Source organism: Primorskyibacter flagellatus, from assembly GCF_014638275.1.
Classification (GTDB): Bacteria; Pseudomonadota; Alphaproteobacteria; order Rhodobacterales; family Rhodobacteraceae; genus Pseudooceanicola; species Pseudooceanicola flagellatus_A.
Genome location: NZ_BMFJ01000003.1, coordinates 44,019 through 61,584 on the forward strand (window position 1 = coordinate 44,019; position 17,566 = coordinate 61,584).

11 protein-coding genes are annotated in these 17,566 nt (G+C 61.5%); 8 read left to right on the top strand and 3 right to left on the bottom strand.

All coding sequences use genetic code 11. The annotated features are described in order from the left end of the window. Positions 1 to 11 precede the first annotated feature (11 nt). From IEV87_RS19690 to IEV87_RS19700, 3 genes are all read left to right on the top strand, one after another. Positions 12 to 4,274 carry a strawberry notch-like NTP hydrolase domain-containing protein gene (locus IEV87_RS19690; protein WP_188479541.1) on the top strand — a complete coding sequence of 1,421 codons (4,263 nt, stop codon included), beginning with the start codon at positions 12 to 14 and terminating at the stop codon, positions 4,272 to 4,274. A gap of 18 nt (positions 4,275 to 4,292) precedes the next feature. Beyond that, positions 4,293 to 4,595 (top strand): hypothetical protein, encoded by a 303-nt coding sequence (locus tag IEV87_RS19695; protein WP_188479542.1) that lies wholly within the window; start codon positions 4,293 to 4,295, stop codon positions 4,593 to 4,595. Positions 4,596 to 4,719: 124 nt separating this feature from the next. Further along, positions 4,720 to 5,448, top strand: coding sequence for a DUF736 family protein (locus tag IEV87_RS19700; RefSeq protein WP_188479543.1), 729 nt, complete (start codon positions 4,720 to 4,722; stop codon positions 5,446 to 5,448). Positions 5,449 to 5,549: 101 nt separating this feature from the next. Here IEV87_RS19700 and IEV87_RS19705 read toward each other — a convergent pair whose 3' ends face one another. The 3 genes from IEV87_RS19705 to IEV87_RS19715 are packed head-to-tail and all read right to left on the bottom strand — an operon-like array spanning position 5,550 to position 9,186. Beyond that, positions 5,550 to 7,496: a DUF3732 domain-containing protein gene (locus tag IEV87_RS19705; RefSeq protein ID WP_188479544.1), complete on the bottom strand. Its 1,947-nt coding sequence runs from the start codon at positions 7,494 to 7,496 to the stop codon at positions 5,550 to 5,552. Beyond that, the gene (locus tag IEV87_RS19710) at positions 7,493 to 7,981 is read right to left on the bottom strand and encodes a three component ABC system middle component (protein ID WP_188479545.1); all 489 of its coding nucleotides are present in this window, start codon (positions 7,979 to 7,981) and stop codon (positions 7,493 to 7,495) included. Before IEV87_RS19710 ends, IEV87_RS19705 begins: the two co-directional genes overlap by 4 nt. Then, positions 7,978 to 9,186 carry an ABC-three component system protein gene (locus IEV87_RS19715; protein WP_188479546.1) on the bottom strand — a complete coding sequence of 403 codons (1,209 nt, stop codon included), beginning with the start codon at positions 9,184 to 9,186 and terminating at the stop codon, positions 7,978 to 7,980. Before IEV87_RS19715 ends, IEV87_RS19710 begins: the two co-directional genes overlap by 4 nt. A 665-nt stretch (positions 9,187 to 9,851) precedes the next feature. Between IEV87_RS19715 and IEV87_RS19720 the strand changes: the two genes are divergently transcribed. The 5 genes from IEV87_RS19720 to IEV87_RS19740 all read left to right on the top strand — a co-directional run bounded on the left by IEV87_RS19720 (position 9,852) and on the right by IEV87_RS19740 (position 17,351). Further along, positions 9,852 to 10,781: a DUF2493 domain-containing protein gene (locus tag IEV87_RS19720; protein WP_188479547.1), complete on the top strand. Its 930-nt coding sequence runs from the start codon at positions 9,852 to 9,854 to the stop codon at positions 10,779 to 10,781. A 530-nt stretch (positions 10,782 to 11,311) separates the two neighbouring features. Further along, positions 11,312 to 11,518 (top strand): hypothetical protein, encoded by a 207-nt coding sequence (locus tag IEV87_RS19725; protein WP_007120662.1) that lies wholly within the window; start codon positions 11,312 to 11,314, stop codon positions 11,516 to 11,518. 544 nt (positions 11,519 to 12,062) lie between these two features. Then, the gene (locus IEV87_RS19730) at positions 12,063 to 12,644 is read left to right on the top strand and encodes a helix-turn-helix domain-containing protein (protein WP_188479548.1); all 582 of its coding nucleotides are present in this window, start codon (positions 12,063 to 12,065) and stop codon (positions 12,642 to 12,644) included. Further along, positions 12,631 to 15,327, top strand: coding sequence for a relaxase/mobilization nuclease domain-containing protein (locus tag IEV87_RS19735; protein WP_188479549.1), 2,697 nt, complete (start codon positions 12,631 to 12,633; stop codon positions 15,325 to 15,327). Before IEV87_RS19730 ends, IEV87_RS19735 begins: the two co-directional genes overlap by 14 nt. Continuing rightward, positions 15,327 to 17,351 (top strand): type IV secretory system conjugative DNA transfer family protein, encoded by a 2,025-nt coding sequence (locus IEV87_RS19740; protein ID WP_188479550.1) that lies wholly within the window; start codon positions 15,327 to 15,329, stop codon positions 17,349 to 17,351. The genes IEV87_RS19735 and IEV87_RS19740 overlap by 1 nt, the downstream gene beginning before the upstream one ends. Positions 17,352 to 17,566: the final 215 nt, after the last annotated feature.

Here is a 17,566-nt window from a genome sequence, read left to right on the forward strand (position 1 = left end):
AGGAAATCCCCATGTCCAAGCCCAAACTGGCAAACCCGGCTCTCTCAATCTCCGACGCTGATCTCACCTCTGCGCTGGCGCAAATCGGCGCGGAGATCGACCACCAACCCCTGCGCAGCTCGGCGCTTGCGCGCATCATGCGCGAGACGTTTCATGGCAGCGATGCCGGCGGTGCCTGGGACTGGCGCATGGCCTATGACCTGATGCAGGCCGCGGCCGTCCAGGTGCTGCTGCGTGGGGCCGACGCGGCAGGTGACATCGCTGCTGCAAAGCTGCTTGCCTCACGGCTGCTGACGGAAACCCGCCGGTCAGAGCAGCAGATCCGGCTGCAGCAGTTTTCCACGCCGCTGGCATTCGCGACCATGGCGGTTCGCGCGGCGGCGATCCGCAAGGCCGAGACCGTGCTGGAGCCCTCGGCTGGCACCGGTGCCTTGGCCGTTTTCGCCGCCCGGGCGGGTGCCAAGCTTTTGCTCAACGAGATCGACCCCTTTCGCCAGAGCCTCCTGCGCGCGATCTTCGGCGGTGAGGTGACGGGTCACGACGGCGGGCATATCGACGATCTGCTGCAGACACCGGTTCTACCCGATGTCGTGGTGATGAACCCGCCCTTCACCTCCTCGGTCGACCGCTCCCGGGACAAGCACATCGCTGCCAAGCATCTCATTGCGGCTGCCAAGCGCCTGGCCCCCGGCGGGCGGCTGGTGGCGATCATGCCGCCGGGGTTCACGCCCGAACGCGATGCCGCGCATTGGTCCCGCGCCTGCGGTCTCCTGGCGCCGCGATTGGCGCTGACGATGCCGGGGCAGGTTTATCGCAAGCTCGGCACCTCGGTGGAAACCCAGCTCATGGTCTTCGACAAGTTGCAGGAGGACGGCGGGATGATCCGCGCAACGGTTCAGGATCTGGAGGAAGCCCTTCCTTTTGTCGACACCGTGGCCGCAAACCGGCCTGAGACGCGGCCCGCCCAACGGGCGGCGAAAAACCCTTATGCGCGATCGGTCGGTCCAGTACCTGTCACGCGCAAGCGCCCAGTTGCCAGAGTTGCGGCGTCCAACGCTCAGACCAACGCCGCCATACCGCTCACTTTCACAAGCCTTGAGGCCCCGCGCGACAACACGCCCGTCTCGGACATCTATGCGCGCTACCGCCCGCAGCGGATCGAGATCGCGGGTGCGCAGGAACATCCCACACCGCTGGTCGAAAGCATCGCCATGGCTTCCGTGGCTCCGCCCGCTGCCTTAGGCGCGGCCAGTGCGGAATTGCGCCTGCCTGCCAAGCTGATCGAGGAGGGACATCTCTCCGAGGCGCAGCTCGAGACCATCATCATGGCGCATGATGCCCATGGGCGCGACCTGCCAGGACGGTTCACCATCGATGACGACCAGACCAAGCTGACGCGCGCCGATGCATACCCGGAGGCATGTGCCTATCGCCTCGGGTATTTCCTCGGCGACGGCACCGGCTGCGGCAAGGGGCGCGAATGCGCCGGGCTCATCCTGGTGAACTGGCTGGCCGGCCGCAGGAAGGCGATCTGGGTCTCCAAATCCGCGACGCTCATCGAGGACGCGATACGCGACTGGACCGATCTCGGCGGCTCGCCTGCCGACATTCAGCCGCTCTCCAAATGGAAACCGGACCAGCCCATCCCGATGGGCGACGGTATCCTCTTCGTCACCTACGCCACGCTGCGGTCCGCGGGCAAATGCGGCACCACGCGGCTGAGCCAGATCCTCGACTGGATGGGCGAAGACTTTGAGGGCGTGCTGGCTTTTGATGAAGCCCATGCCATGCAGAACGCCGCAGGGTCCGAGCAGGGCAGGGGGGTCAAACCCTCCCAGCAGGGCCTTGCGGGCCTGCGTCTGCAACTGGCAGCACCCCGCGCACGCGTCTTCTACATCTCGGCCACGGGCGCCACGAGCGTGCATAATCTGGCCTATGCCGCGCGGCTGGGGCTCTGGGGGCAGGGTCCCGAATACCCCTTCCCAAGCCGCGAGAGCTTTGTGTCGGCGATGGAAGCTGGCGGCGTTGCTGCCATGGAGGTGGTGGCCCGCGATCTCAAGACGCTCGGGCTCTACACGGCGCGCGCCCTCAGCTTCGATGGCGTGGAGTATGACGTGCTCGAACATGCGCTCACCCCGGCCCAGATCGAGATCTACGATGCTTATGCGACCGCGTTTCGGACGATCCACCACAATCTGGAAGCCGCACTGACTGCGACTGGCGTCAATGGCGCCTCGGGGGAGACCAATGCGTCAGCCGCCCGGGCCTCGGCCAAGTCCCGCTTCGAAAGCACGAAGCAGCGCTTCTTCAACCATCTTCTGATGGGCATGAAGGCACCGACCATCATCCGCGCCATCGAGGACGACCTGACAACGGGCCACGCGTGCGTCATCCAGGTGGTTTCGACAGGTGAGAGCCTGCTGAAACGCCGGCTTGACACGATGGACCCCGACGACGAGCTCGTCGAGGGTGCCTTGACGCCGCGCGACTACGTCTTGGGCTACCTCGAACAAGCATTCCCGATCCACGCGCAAAAGCTCGTGGAGATTGACGGCAACATGGTGGCCGAGCCGCTCCGGGATGAGACTGGCGCGCTGGTCGTCTCGCGCGAGGCGCTCGCCCTGCGCGATGCGGCCATGATGGAGTTGATGACGCTGGCGCCCATCCCCTCTGCCCTCGATCAGATCCTTTGGGCCTTTGGCGACGAGGCTGTTGCCGAGGTTACGGGACGGTCCATCCGCCCATTGAAGGCCGAGGATGGTCATCTCTTCATCGAAAAGCGCAGCGCCAGCAGCAATTCGTCTGAGACCCAGGCCTTCATGGACGGCGAAAAGGATATCCTGATCTTCTCCGATGCGGGCGGGACGGGCCGATCTTACCATGCTGCGCAGACGGCGAAGAACCAGAAACGACGCCGACACTACCTTCTGGAGCCCGGCTGGCGTGCCGATGCGGCCATCCAGGGGCTCGGCCGCACCCATCGTTCGGCGCAGGTCAGCGCGCCCTTCTTTCGGGTCTGCACCTCCGATGTGCATGGCGAGAAGCGCTTCACCTCGACGATCGCCAAACGCCTTGATCAGCTGGGGGCCCTGACCAAGGGCCAGCGCGAGACCGGCTCGCAAGGCATGTTCCGCGAGGAGGACAATCTCGAAAGCCCGATCGCACGGGCGGCATTGCGTGGGTATTTCGCCGATCTTGCCGCCGGGCGCGCCGAGGCGATGAGCTACGAGCGCTTCACCGACTGGACAGCCCTGCGGCTGATCGACAAGGACGGGGTGCTGCTCGAGGAGCTTCCCCCGATCCAGCGGTTTCTGAACCGGGTGCTGGCGCTGCCCATCCACATGCAGAACGCGCTCTTTGCGGAATTCATGAGGCGGATCGCTGATCAGACCGAACGGGCGCGTGCGGTGGGCACGCTCGATCTCGGCGTCGAAACCCTGCGCGGCGAAAAGATCGAACAGGTCTCCACCGAGGATCTCTGGACCTGCCCGAAATCCGGTGCGGTCACACGGATCATTGGGCTCGAAGTGACGGACCCGGTCCATGTTCTGGGTGCCGAAGAGGCTATGTCGCGCAATCCGGACAAGCTGCCCATGGTCAATCGCGCGTCTGGACGCGCGGCGCTGATCTCGGCGCGGCCCATACAGATGTATGACGAGGACATCGTCACGCTGATGCGCAAGGCGGTGCGGCCCAACGGGTCGAGCTACCTGGAGGAGACGCGGTTCGATTCCTCCGCCTGGGAAGAGATCGGAAGGCCTGAGTTCGAACGGCTTTGGGATGCCGAGGCTGCGGCCTTGCCTAAAACCACCACGACCAAGCTCTACCTGCTGACCGGGCTGCTGCTGCCGATCTGGAAGGACATTCCGACCACGAATGAACGCATCTACAGGGTCACGCCTGACGGGGCGACGGCCATGATCGGGCGCACGCTGAGCGAAGAAGGGGCGGCCGCGCTGCGCGCCCGCTTCCTCGTCTCCAATCCGCAAACGCCGGAGGATATGCTGACCGCCGCCCTCGGCACCACCGTACCTGTGGATCTGGGCCGGGGTCTCACCCTGACCCGTCGCCGGGTCGCAGGCGAGATGCGTCTCGAGCTGGGCGGTGCGGATCGGGGCATGATTGAAGGTCTCAAGGCCATGGGGTGTTTCACGGAGATCATCGCCTTCCAGCTACGGGTGTTCCTGCCGCATGGGGACGGGATCGACACGGGCCGCATTCTGACTCGGATCGTGGGGCAGGCACCAGATGCCGCTTCAGTGGCAGCAGAATAGGCAATGGGGGGAAAGATCATGACACTCGATGAAATCAAGGCGGCCGTCGATGCCGATCAGACCGTGCATTGGGCCAATACCGGCTACGTTGTCCAGAAGGACAGTCTCGGTCAGTACCTCATCACCTATTTGCTGAATGGTAGCTGTATCGGCCTGACCGACCGGAGCGGGCACCGGTTGAACGGTAAGGAAACGGAGTTCTTCATCGCGCGATCGGAAGATGGCGTGGAAAATCCGGGCCGCCAATCAAGACCAGACGGGCAGGGGAGGGGCGTAGCACCCGGAGGCGCGGGGGCATCCCCACTCGGACGGCAGCTCTGACCCGTGGGCGGGGCTGAAAGGAAAGCAGGCTTTCTGATTTGTGATCCCTCAAGGGGTCGAGAAAGCAATCCCGGATGTGCCGGCAAGAACGTCAGGCACCGACCAATCTGAAAGGAACCATCCCATGTTCGCAGGAACCCTTACCCGCAATGTCGAGACCGCAGCCGCTCAGTATACCGGCATGATTCACTCGACGCGTTTCGACATCGCCATCCAGCTGGAAGCGCGGGCCAAGATGTCCGCGCGCAGCCCCGATTACGACGTGACGGCGATCAACAAGTCGGGCCGCAAGGTGCGCATCGGCACGGCCTGGAACGAAACTGGCAACACCAGCGGCAACCCCTACATCTCGATGCAGCTCGATGTTGGCCTGGGCCCGTTCCGGGTCAACGCGGTGCAGACGAAAGAGGCGCGCGCGGCCCAGAGCGGCGAATTCGAGATCATCCCTCTGGTCTCGAACGGCCTGATGAAATCCGGCTCGATCTCGGGTGAGCTGACCGCCATGGACGCCGACAACGCCTTCACCGGCTACATCGCCAACATGATGTTCGATCTGGAGTTCATGCTGATCGAGAACAGCTACAAGACCGAGGAGACCCACCCTGACTACCGCATCGAGGTCAGCTCGCCCCGGGGCACGCCGATCCGCGTCGGCTCGGCCTGGATGGCCAAAAGCAGCCGCACGGGAAATGACTACCTGTCGCTGCTGATCAACACGCCCGATGGCGACCTGCGCGTGAACGCCGTGCAGAACGAAGAACAGCGCGGCGGGCAGACCTTCTCGATCATCCCGTTCATCGACAGCGGTGAGCAGCCGCAGGACGCAGGCGCGGGGCTCTCGCTGGTCGCGTGATTAGCGCGCGAGAGGAGACGATCTGAACCGAAAGGGGAGCCGTGGGACCACGGTTCCCCTTTTGGTCGTGTTGTTTCAGCTCAAAGATCAACGAGCAATACCTAGGCCTCACGTACAGGCCAATCGTCTGGGATCAGCTTGATACCGTTGGCTTTAGTCCAACGTTCAACTGTGGCGTCAACATAGCGATCATCATTCTCCATATATGCATGTTCGATTAGTAGAACTTGGAGGCCATTAGCTTTGGCTGTCTCTTTGAAGATGAAGTCCATTATTCTTGCCATGGAACGACGATCATCATCCTGCGCCATTTCTTCCAAGCTGCGTTCGTCGCGAGCCTTTTCATCCTTGGGATAATACGGACGGCTAATCTGATCGATAACGAGCAGGCCGGGCACCGGCGATGCAACCTGCTCAAAGTGCTTGTGCAAGCCAAATAGTAGTGCCAAATGAATTGCGAGATAGTTCTGATCTGAACCAACATCGACGAGATTGAGCTGGCGTTGACGCTCCGCTTCAATAATGCGAATTCTGCCATCGGCAAAGAATTGTAGGCGGGCATCTGTGAGTGGAGCGGTTGAGGGAAGGGAAGGAAGCATCTCAGATGCGTAGTTAGACACCATGTTTTCGGCATGTGCGATCTTGTCGCGAAGAGCTTGCGGATCGACAAATTCTCTTAACCCTTCGATTTCACTTCGAAGACTGCCAAAATCAACCGGAGCCTGCTCGAAATCCTCAACGGTCGTTTCTAAAAACTGCTCTACGCGGCCAAGAGTGATTGCGCGCGCCTGAGCCAGATCATCAGCTCGTCTAAGGGCATCGCTTTGCTGAATGGCACTTCGAATCTGGCGCTCAATTTCCCTGATCCGATTATTAGCGGACTGCAAATTTTCTTCTGCCTGCTCTAATTGATCAAGCAACTCTGGGGTCACTTGCTGAACTGAGGCAACTTCCTTCTCAATGAGCGAAAGAGAGGCAGCAATGTCCTTAGCAATTTTTGCACCTATCTGACTCTTTTCCTGGCACACTGGGCAAGTTTCGTTGTCGAGGTGCAGGTGATTTACTAGGTTCAACTTCTGAAACTGCCCAGAGGTTGTCGTTTCAAAACCAGAAGCGTCTTTGACTAGCGCTTTCAAGGCATCTCGCTTTTGGCGATTTTCTGAAGCCAATCGAACTGTTTCCCGCCGATCCTGTTCTAAGGCGCCAAGCTGATCGCCAGTCTCCGTATCGGTCCGAGTGATCTCGAAAGATGTTACCTCTCTCAGAAGATCAAGAAGTTCATGTTCTGGGAGCGTGGGGTCTGGTGCGTCAGACATTCCTAGGCCAGCGGATTGGGTAAGCAATGCTATCGCTCGCTCGGTAAGCAGAGATCGGCTTTTTTTTCTTGCCTTGTCCTGACGTTCAAGCCGCGCTAACGCCGCCTCTAATTGGCGCAATCGTCTTTGTGCCAAGACAGTTTCCTGATCAACCGCTTGAAGGAAGTAAGGCAATGTTGCCCTGATGTCCTTTGCCTTGTCGGGATCATTCAGGTCATGAAGAACGGTCTTGTTGCTGATAATCACGTCTGCGGTGAGAAACAGATAGGGTGTGGTGTGCCTGATTGTGGCCTTTCCAACCGTCGACTTCTCGTCTGCGTCCGCATCGTCTATGTCGGAGATCCGGAATGCTCGTTCGATTAGTTTTCTGGCAGTCGCGCGAGGGGCGGGCCCTTCAATTTGTTCAAACGAAGTAGGCAACCGTAAATTGCGCCCCGTCTTAACGAACATTTTTTCTGTTCCCACGCCACTGTCGGGAACGACGCGTCCAACTATCAAGTCGGTTTGATCGTTTTTCCAGTGAACTGCGACACCGATAGTACGTCGCCGCACATAATCAGGGAGCTCACAGCTTCTGGAGCCAAGGCAATAATCAATTCCTGAGATGATGGCCGATTTGCCTGTTCCGGAGCGGCCAGTAAGTATTGCTACTTCATTTGGGCGCAACTGGATTGTTCTTCTCCGGCCTTCCAGACCAAAGAACGCGATCTCAGAGATATTCCAACGTGTCATGGTCGCACCTCTAAGGCGGAAAAGATAGTAGCCGGGCCGCCGATACCAGACATCCATGTCCCAAGTCGCTCAGCCCTCGAGACAGCCTGCTTTGGCATATTAGACAGCTTGCTTTTGGTGTTTTCTGGGGGCTTCTTCGCGCCGCCAAACTGCATGGTTCCATTGTTCCCTAACTCTAACAATTGGCTGAAGAGGGCGGCACGAATTCCCTGATCAGTAGTATTTCTTGCTACCTCAATGTCTTGTTGAAGTCCGATACGGACTTCGGGAAAACGGTTGAGCCAAGAAAGAAAACCTGTTGCAGAATTTGTTGAAGAAAAACTGGCTTCTAAGCGTTGTGACACGGCCAAGGGCACAACAAGATACGCTAGACTTATGTGTGGGGCCTCATCACTATCGCCTGAATAGCTTTTCACAAATCGATAGAGGAGAAATGACACAAAGGCCGGGTTTGTTTCAGCAAAAAGGTCATAAGTCGTTCTCATTCTGAAAACCCCAGACGTTTGCGATAGTCAGGGTGCCATCCGACCCGACCCTCAATTGACAAAACCTGATAACTTCCTCGCACGTAGAAGGGCGATGTCACTGTGCTTTCAATAGTTCCTACCTCTTGAGCAGCTTCTTCCAAGACCCATCGCAGTACTGATTGCCCGTTAATGACCAATTCAGTTTCATTTCCGGCCTCGGTGTTTTCGCATGCACTTTCGTGCCTGTAGGTCCACTCGGAGACAAGTCTTTCGTCGTATTCCACGATTTTGCTATGTTTGGATGGGGCTTCAATTGACCAAGCCGCTCTTTGATTTCTAGCTTGCCATTCTGAAATACGAGCCAGCTTCACCATTGCTGGCTTGGCTTCCACTAGCTCGCATTGTTTCGCCAACATCTCATGAGTATCAAAAACAGGAGGCGGTTGTTTGCTGCTAAAGCTATCCAATAGAGCTTCTGATGTAAGCATTGCGCTAATCTCGGAGAGTTGCTCGAGCAGTTCATACCTTTTAATGAAGCGATCTCGCTTACCGTCAAAAGACAACAACATCTGCCGATCCCACCACTCACCGAGTTTCGCCGCGAGCGTCGCCCGTTGAGTTTTCGGGTAGGTGTCAAGACGCTGAGCAAGTTTGCCTTCCAAGCTACTGATCGTCCCTACTTCTGACTGTATCGAAACCCTTTGAAGCAAGCTTGCCCTCTGACTTTCAGACAATGCAAGAAATGCCGCAGCCCCAGAAGCCTTCTTCTTATGAGGCTTTGTTCTGCCTTCAGGTTCTGCTGTTTCGACGTCTTCAATGACGCGCTTCGCCTCTGCTTGTAACTCAGACGACAAAGAAGCGCGGTCTGAGCCTTCCGTTTCTAAGCAACGAAGACTGGAATTAGAGGCAATCGGAGCAACTGCAATCAACGCAAACTTGGTACATTCTAGATTTAGGTTTGGAAGTAGCTCACACCAGATCCTGAAGGTTGTCCAAAGGTTCACCGATTTAATTGTCAGTGGCTTGGGGTTTGGAACAAGCGAATGCTTTAGTTGCTCAAGAATATCTACGCCGTTGGCCTTAAGCTGAACGTCATCAAGAGCCTCAACTGCTACTGCGGCCTCATCATCGTTTGTCTCGAGTAGCTGGAGAAGGGCAAAGCGTTCCTGGTAGCGGAACCCTAGTGCCGAAGCTGTTGCGTCGTGTTGCGATTGTGAAGTCATTCTTCTGCTTAAATACCGGTGCACACCTTTTGCGAGAGTAGCCGTAAATCAATGAAACACAAAGGCTTATCGAGGCAAACCTATTCCTCCTCAGTGATGGTATCTTGCGCGTCGGTAGTTTACTGGCTTCTGCCCCCCTGCTCGGCTTCGCGTGTCGCAGGGGAGAACGGCCCTTCGGTCCGTCGCGCATTCGGCCATGCGGCCTCACCGCGGCGTCGCGCCTGGCATCCCGGTTTGCCCGCCTCGCGAGCACGTCCCTCCCCGGCCGCTCCGCCGGATTGCTCTCTGGTCTGTTTTGGCCCGAGGCCAAAACGATCCCGCCGCTCCATCCGTCTTCCGCGTCCGGTCGGGCCGTTTGCCTGCTCGGGTCGGGCAAACCTACCGTCAAAACACACACACATGAGTGCGGAAGCATATCCTCCGGATGGCCCCCAAATCAGCCCGCGTCAAGGATCGCAAAACTTTTCGGCGAGGGCGGCGCTTGTTGTGCGGCGCGGTCCCGTGCGTGAGGGCGCGCGTGTCTCGGGTGTTGCGCGCGGAAAACTTTTGCGCCCGGCAAGCCGGCGGCTGCGCCGTCCCTGACCCGGGCAGATTCGGAAACCAGGCATTCGGCCATGCCCCCACACTCATGTGGTGGCCTTGGAACCGAACACTGGAGACCAAACATGGCTTACGACACCGCAAACACCTACGAGACCATCGAACTTTTCGGACTGACCGAGAAGGACGCGCAGCTGCCGATCCCGGAAGATCACATCCTGACCGACCGCATCATCCGCGAAAGCTTCGAGGCTTTGCTCGGGCAGCTGCGCGGGACCGGGCTTGAAGCCGAAATCGAACCGCTGGCCCATGGGCTCGCGACGATCCTGCAGCGCCGCAAGGTGGCACTCGGCAAGGAGGTCGACCGCACCGCCGACAAGATCGGCGCGCTGGCAAAATCCCACGACGGATCGGAGATCGCCGAGACCGCTCTCGAAGAGGCGCAGGCGCGCTTTGTGCAGCTGCGCGAGATTGTCAGCGCCATCGAGGTGATGAGCGAGGCAGCGGCGGAATGCTACGAGATCGAGACCGGCCACGCCTACATCCCGGCAGCCGGGTCGCGCGCAAGCGTCCGGGCGAAAGAGACCGGGGCGGTCTTCGAGGCGCGGCAGCTCCTGGAGCAGCACGACCGCGAAACCGCCGAGAAGTCGAAAGTCGAGGGGGTGCCCCTGATCGTCTCAGGCGCCACCGACTGGACCGATGTCGATGTGATCTTCAACACGCTCGACAAGGTTCGCGAACGGATCAAGCAGAACCGTAACCACGAGATATTCCTCTGCCACAAGGGTGGCAAGCACGGGGCGGAGATGATTGCGGCTCGGTGGGCCCGGGCACGCGGGATAGCACAGGCGCGCTTTGATCCGCGCTGGTCCGCGCACGGGCGGGCGGCACCGTTCAAGTGCAACGACGAAATGCTGGACGACAAGTTCGCGGCGACGGGGGTTGTTCTCTTCGGTGGCAACGGGGTCGCGCTGAACCTCGGCCAGAAGGCGGAAGCGAAAGGTCTGACGGTCATGCGGGTTGCTGACCCGGTGAAGAAGGCGTCGCAGGATTGAAGAGAGGGGGTCGCGCTTGGCGCGGCCCTTTCGTCATGTCTCATGGCGCGTGCGGTCGGTTACGCAAGATCGACAGGCTGCGACGCCCAGCACCGTTATCCCTCTACCCGGTCCGTCAGAGTGCGGCCCATCCGCATCGGTACGGGCTGGGGATGGTGCGTACCTCGCACATCGTCAGCGGGGCAAGACGCGAGGGGTCGAGACGTCGCACTTGAGGCTGAAGACTTGCGCGTCCCTCGGGTAGTGTTTCGGAATATCGCATCCACGCGGGCGGGCTCCGTCAGCACCCCGGCCAGGCTCGGCGGGACGCGGATGGTGGCGGCTGCGTGATGGCAAGGGTCATCCGGATCACTCCTTTTTGCTCATAGATGTGGATCGCACGGGGTCGGCCCGTCCGTGCCCTCAGCTCATGCTTCGGCAAGCACAAATACGGCTTCCACGGCTAGCCGCGGACCCTCCGCATTTGCGCTTGCGACCGGGCCTCCTGCCCCCGTGCTGGGTGATCCCCATCGCAACAAGGAGTAACCCAAATGACCAACCACTACGTCGCTACCGTCCCCGTCAAGTTCACCGATACCGATGGCCAGGAGCGCACCCGTTTTCAGCGCGTGGGCGCGATGTTCCGCAACACCCGCAACGGGGACGGCTCGGAGTTCTTCAGCCTCAAGCTCGACTTCCCGGTCGCGGTCTCGGAGCTGGTGATGTTCCCGCCGAGCGCAAAGGACCCCCAGGACTGAATCCTCTGACGAGGATGGGCCGCCCCAGGATGATCTTGGGGCGGCCCGATCCCTGTTCCAGGGATGCCGGTCCCTGCGCGTTCAACGGACGCACTACACCCGGAATGATCAGGCCGCGACAGGGCGGCCAGTCAGCCTCAAGGGGGCCATCCACAAAAACCTATCGGCCAGGGCCTCCCGGTTTTTGCGGCAGAGATTTGGTACCCAAATCTGGCCTCCCTTGACCCTGTCTGTCAGCCCCGTCGGAAGGAAGGCGCGCCGCCCCTCGCGTCCGTCCAAACACGGGTTGCCCCGTGTCCGGACAGACCCTCGGGCGCGGGCGCGATCATGGGCGGGCGTGGCGCTGTCGGAGAGGGAGGCTGGCGCCCCTTCGGGCCGCGGCCGAGCGCCCCCGGTTTCACCGGGGCCGCTCGGCGGAAAACGGAATTCGAGGCCGCCCGCGCACTGTTCATACGATCATATATCATTGACACGTTGATATAGTTTCGTATGGTGGAGGCGACCTCGTATGGAGATGGCAGGAAATAGGGGGGCTTTCTTCCGCATGAGCAGAGCGAAGCGACTGACCGAGACGGAGCGGATGGAGATCGTCCGGGAGGCGGCTGAGGGCGTGTCCACGTCCGAGCTGGCTGCGCGTTTCGGGGTCACGCCGCGGGCGGTGCGGTACACGGTGAAGGCGGACGCCGAGCGGCGGCGCGACACGGCCGTTCCAGTCGTCGCCGTCAGCGTGAAAGTGACGGCGGAGCAGATGGCGGCCTTTGACGCGGCGCTGTCAGCGGCGGGGATCGAGACGCGGGCCGACGGGCTGCGTCGGTTAATGCAGGGGGCAGGCGGTGTCTTCGTTCCGGACGCCCGCGTGGCGGCCGAAATGGGGCGGCTCCGGACCTCTCTGAACGAGGTGGGAAACGGGGTCGCGCAGATCGCCAAACGGATGGCCGAGGCCAACCGGACGGGGGGCGGCGCAGGGGCGGAATTCTCGGACCTGCGGCTGGCGCAGATGCGGGCACTGGCGCGGTTCGTCCTGGACGCGGCGGATGAGATCGACTTGCTGGTGCGCCGCCGCCGGGACGCGATGCAGCTGGAGGCTGCGGCCGTTCTGAGGGAGTTTGCTCATGCGGCTGAATGATGCGGTTCATGATGTCACGGGCGAGATCTTCCGGGATGGCTGGAGCCGGATCCGAGGCTCCATGCAGGGCCTCCATGTCTCGAAACAGAAACAACTCGTCCGGGCCGCGGCCGGTCATCGCGCGGCGGTCTTCAAGGCGATCCGGAGCGGCGGAACCCACACGAAATCGCAGCTGACGAACCAGCTCGAATACCTCACCACGAAGTCGAGTTACATCGTCGACAGCAGCGGGTTTCTGGACGGGAAGGAGAAGCTTGAGACGGGCGAGATCAAGGACCTCACCGAGCGCTTCGCGAAGAGGTGGGACGGCAGGTTCAAACCCAAGCTCGGGCAGACCACGCACTTGCTGATGTCCTTCCCGATCGGCACTCGTGGGGTGGATGTGCGCGACATCGCCTCGGATGTCGCGGAGCGGTTCTTCCAGAACGATGAGGGGCACTTCGATTACATCATCGCGGTGCACGAGGACCGGGATCATCCGCACGCCCATCTTGTGCTGAACCGCCGGTCGCAGGAGGGCGAGTTCTTCTATCTCGGCCGGAACCACCGGTTCAACTACGACGACTTCCGCCTCGCCATGGTGGAGGAGGCGGAGAAGTACGGGGTCCGACTGGAAGCGACGCGGCGGATCGACCGGGGCGAGGTGCATTACCCGCCCCGGACGCGCGAGGTCTACGCGGCGAAGGCGGAGGGTCGCATGGCCGCGCCCCGGGCCCGCGTCGGGGCCGACCTCGACCGGGCGCTCCAGGAGATCGCCAATACGCGGACCGTCTACCGCTCGCTTGCTGCGGAGGCCTCGAAGGACGCCCGTGAGGATATTGCCGATGCCCTCTTCCGGGCCGGGGAGCTTCTGGCGAAGGGCGGCAAACTCACATCGGAAGGAGGCGTCTACATGGCCGAGGATCAAACGTTCGACGACCTGCGCACGCGCTATGCCGAACAGGTCGAGCGCATTCAGGGGATGATCGCCGAAAAACCCGAGGCCGAGCGGCCGCGGCTCGAGAAAAGCCTCAACGAGATCCAGTCGCGGCTCGCGCATATGCAGCCGCTTGGTCTCCGATCGCAGACACTGACAGAGCGACCGTCTGAAGGCGGGGTCTATTCTGAGCAGAACATCGATGCGGCCCATCTCGATCGGTTGCGCGACCCGGAGATCCGCGCGCAGGTCGACACCGCGTTGCGCGGCACCGGCATCAGCAGTTCGGTGGTGGTCGCGCGGATGGAGACGGGCGCGCAGAACGCCGCGCTCGAGCGGCAATGGATCGCGGACGATCTGAGCCGGGTGGCGGAGCGGGACGGTCTGAACCTCGAGCGGCGGGCCGATCTGGAGACGGCCCGCGAGACGCTTAACCGGGCGCATGTGCAGCTCGGGACCGCATTGGAGCGGGCCGGGGTCCTGCGCCGGGATGGGGTGACGGAGGTCGAGACGGTGACGGAGCGGGTCCATTACGATCCAGAGTCGGTCCGGGCAATGGAAGGGACCATCCGTCGCGAGATGCGGGTCGAGGGTCTGACGGATCGTCAGATCGACACCCGGGAGCGGGAAGTGGTCTCCCGTGCGGAACGGCGGATTGAGGTCGAGCAGCGCGACTGGCTGGCCGGGCATCCGGAGATCCTGTCGCGACCGGGCGACGTGATCGACCGGTCCGAGCCCTACCGTGAACACATCACCGATGACGCCCGGGCCGCTGACATTGCGCGCGAGGTCGACCGGATCATGGACGGGCGCGATGTCCGGACGCCAGTCGCGGAAGCGGTCTCGGAGAGTTTCCGGGACCGGTACCCGGACATGCCCGCGCATCTCGCCCGCGGGCTTGGCGCGACCTATACCGCTGTTGCGGAGGCGCGGGATACTGAGGCGATCAACGAGGTGCGGCGCGCGGCAGAACGGGACAGTCACTCGACCGTCACCGAGATCACGCGCGGCGTGGCCGATCAGTTCGACCGGGCACCGAGCGAGTTCACGCGGTTCGAACGTGTCGTGGTCGAGCGTGATCTTCTGGAAAATGATCGCCTGCAGGACGGGAGTGGCGTCCACCTGAGTTCGGCGGTTCAGGACCTGAATGACGATCTCAAGGCCGGTCGGCTGGATCCGGTCGCGGCGCAACGGGCTGAGGTCCTGATCCGGGAGACGATCGAGCAGCATGGTGATCGCATGACCCGGGACGTCAACCGGGACTATTGGGAGAGGATGTCAGCCCGCGAGACCGCGCTTCTGTCGGGGAGCGACGGCGACAGGACCGTCACCGAAATGGACTACGAACGGATCCGGTCTGATCGGGAGGGGCTCGGCACACTCCTGCGGGAGTATGCCCCGGCCGCAACCCGCGAGCGCGTCGAGTCTGATGAGGTCCGCCGCGTCATCAATCATGAACGCGCGGCGGATTGGTCGTCGCCCTTCGAGACCGCAGAGCATCGGGCGACGTACCGCGACGCCATTGAGCGGGACCTGAACGAGGCCCAGATCGACCGGTTGCGCGACGGCGATGTCGACGTCCTGAAAGACCAGATCGAAGATCGGCTCGACCGGCTCTACGCGGCAAAGCACTACCTGCAATCCGACGCCGCGACCGCCAACAGCGCGGCGACGCGAGCCGTGGTCGAGGAGATCGCCGATCGGGAGTACGAGCGGGACCGGGCCGATCTGACTGACGGCGAGACCGAACGTGGGGAGACCCACTGATGGGACCGCTCGCACCCGCCAAGCTCGCCTTCGGGGTCCTGTCGGTCACGCTCGTGGCGGTGGCCATGGGCTACGTGATCGCCTCGGCCGTCCTGACGTTCCGCGATGTCGGCTTCCAGGCCGAGATCGATTTTTCCTACATCGCGCGGAACTACCTCTCGATCCGGGCGTACCGCCCCGAGGACTTCCGCCTGATCAACCTCATCATGGGCGGGGCAGGGGTGGCGGGTCTCCTGATGAGCCTGGCGATATCCGGATCCGCTCTCACCCGGTTCGGCATGACCCACTGGCAGACCCGCCGCGAGATGAAGCGCAACGGGTTCTTCGGCGCCCCCGGCACGGGCTTCATCATCGGCAAATTGGGCAAGCCCGGATCGCGGGCACCGTTTCTCTCCTCGACGGTGTTCCCGCATGCACTGATTGTCGCCCCGACCGGGCGCGGCAAGACCACGGGGTTCGTGATCCCGAACCTGCTGACCTGGCAAGGCTCGGCGGTGGTGCTCGACGTGAAGGGCGAATGCTACGAGGCGACCTCCCGGCATCGCGCGGCGCAGGGCGATCGTGTTTACCGCTTCGCACCGACCGACTGGGAGGGCCAGCGGACGCATCGCTATAATCCGCTCCTGCGCATCTATGGCCTCAGAAACCCCGCCCGCCAGCAGATGGAGTTGCAGCTCCTGGCGACGCTCTTCCTGCAGAACGACAACGACCGGGTCCAAGGCCTCCTGAAAGGCGGCATCGATCTCTTCGTCGCGGCAGGGTTGCTGGCCTTCCAGCGTCGCCGTCCCACGCTTGGCGAGATCTATCGGATCTCCGCCTCAGGCGGCAACAAGCAGAAAGAATATCTGGCCCGGGCGCATGAGGTCGACAACCGGGCGGCCAAGCTGATCTTCATCCGGCTCGCCTCGACGAACAACGACACGCTGACCTCCTATGTCTCGCTCCTGATGACCTCCGGTCTCGATCAGTGGCAGAACCCGGCGATCGACGAGGCGACCTCGGTCTCCGATTTTGATTTCCGGACGATCCGGCAGACCCCGTTCAGCGTCTACCTCGTTGTCCAGCCTCTGATGGTCAAACCGCTCGCGCCGCTGATCCGGCTGTTCTTCTCGGACCTGCTCTCTGCGTTACAGGACAAGGAGCCGGGACCGGACGAACCTTGGCCGGTCATGATCATGCTCGACGAGTTCAACCGGCTCGGAAAGATGCCGATCGTGGCGGAAAGCATCGAAGTGCTTCGGCACTATCGTGGCCACCTGGCCGTGGTCACGCAGACCATCCCGGCGATCGACGAGATTTACGGCGAGAACACCCGTCGCGCGCTTCAGGGTAACGCCGGCGTCAAACTCTACCTCACCCCCTCGGACGAGAAGACCATCGAAGAGCTGAGCAAGGCTGTCGGCAAGACCACGAAGACCGTGGTTACGCGCTCCCGCTCCATCGGCAAGAACCCCTTCGAGGGCCGAAGCCAGTCGACGCGGACAGAAGAGACCTCACTCTTGCCCGAGGACGAGGCGCGACGGTTGCCGCTTGATGAGATCGTCGTCGTGGTCGATGCCCAGATGCCGATCCGGGCGAAGCGGGTCGTCTACTATGAGGACCCCTTCTTCAAGGAAATCCACGCGGCGCAGGACGGGGAGATGCCGTTCCCGAAGGGGCCAGTCCCACAACCATCGGCGAACGTGCCGTTGAGTGTGCAGGCGATGCCGATGGCACCGCCGGCCAGGGGTACAGCGGATCGTGAAGCCGTTGTGAACCCCTCGCAGGGCGAATTGAAATTAGAGGCTGACCATGTTCGATCGGCAACTGAGACCAAGAAGCGGGCCGAAATCCTGGCGGCGGATGGGCGGCAGCTTGAGATGGATCTGACGGGGAGCGCTGAGTTGATGGTCGAGAACCCGACCAAGCGAGACGTTGCTGAGGTCGAAGGGGCCTTGGATGATCTCAACAAGCTGGAAGGGGACATCGCTGCGGGGATGGAGGAATTGGACCGAAGGACGGGTGTGAAGGTTGGAGTTCGTTAGGGCGCGTGAATTGGTAAGTGCGGCCCAAAGCCGTCGCTCGCCGTCAGCGTGGACAATGTCCGCTTCGCGCCCCATATCGGTCGTTCGATGCAATTAGTTCGGCTCCCCGAAAGCGGCCATCGAGCTATGCACCAGATCCCAAATCTTCACGACAGTGAATTACTTCGTGGATTTTGTGCAGTGCCATTGCTCTACTAGCAAAGCTGGACCACCCT

What these genes read in the sequence shown, in the direction of transcription:
- IEV87_RS19690 (WP_188479541.1), top strand. Translation starts at nt 12, where the DNA reads ATGTCCAAGCCCAAACTGGCAAACCCGGCTCTCTCAATCTCCGACGCT.
- IEV87_RS19695 (WP_188479542.1), top strand. Translation starts at nt 4,293, where the DNA reads ATGACACTCGATGAAATCAAGGCGGCCGTCGATGCCGATCAGACCGTG.
- IEV87_RS19700 (WP_188479543.1), top strand. Translation starts at nt 4,720, where the DNA reads ATGTTCGCAGGAACCCTTACCCGCAATGTCGAGACCGCAGCCGCTCAG.
- IEV87_RS19705 (WP_188479544.1), bottom strand. Translation starts at nt 7,496, where the DNA reads ATGACACGTTGGAATATCTCTGAGATCGCGTTCTTTGGTCTGGAAGGC.
- IEV87_RS19710 (WP_188479545.1), bottom strand. Translation starts at nt 7,981, where the DNA reads ATGAGAACGACTTATGACCTTTTTGCTGAAACAAACCCGGCCTTTGTG.
- IEV87_RS19715 (WP_188479546.1), bottom strand. Translation starts at nt 9,186, where the DNA reads ATGACTTCACAATCGCAACACGACGCAACAGCTTCGGCACTAGGGTTC.
- IEV87_RS19720 (WP_188479547.1), top strand. Translation starts at nt 9,852, where the DNA reads ATGGCTTACGACACCGCAAACACCTACGAGACCATCGAACTTTTCGGA.
- IEV87_RS19725 (WP_007120662.1), top strand. Translation starts at nt 11,312, where the DNA reads ATGACCAACCACTACGTCGCTACCGTCCCCGTCAAGTTCACCGATACC.
- IEV87_RS19730 (WP_188479548.1), top strand. Translation starts at nt 12,063, where the DNA reads ATGAGCAGAGCGAAGCGACTGACCGAGACGGAGCGGATGGAGATCGTC.
- IEV87_RS19735 (WP_188479549.1), top strand. Translation starts at nt 12,631, where the DNA reads ATGCGGCTGAATGATGCGGTTCATGATGTCACGGGCGAGATCTTCCGG.
- IEV87_RS19740 (WP_188479550.1), top strand. Translation starts at nt 15,327, where the DNA reads ATGGGACCGCTCGCACCCGCCAAGCTCGCCTTCGGGGTCCTGTCGGTC.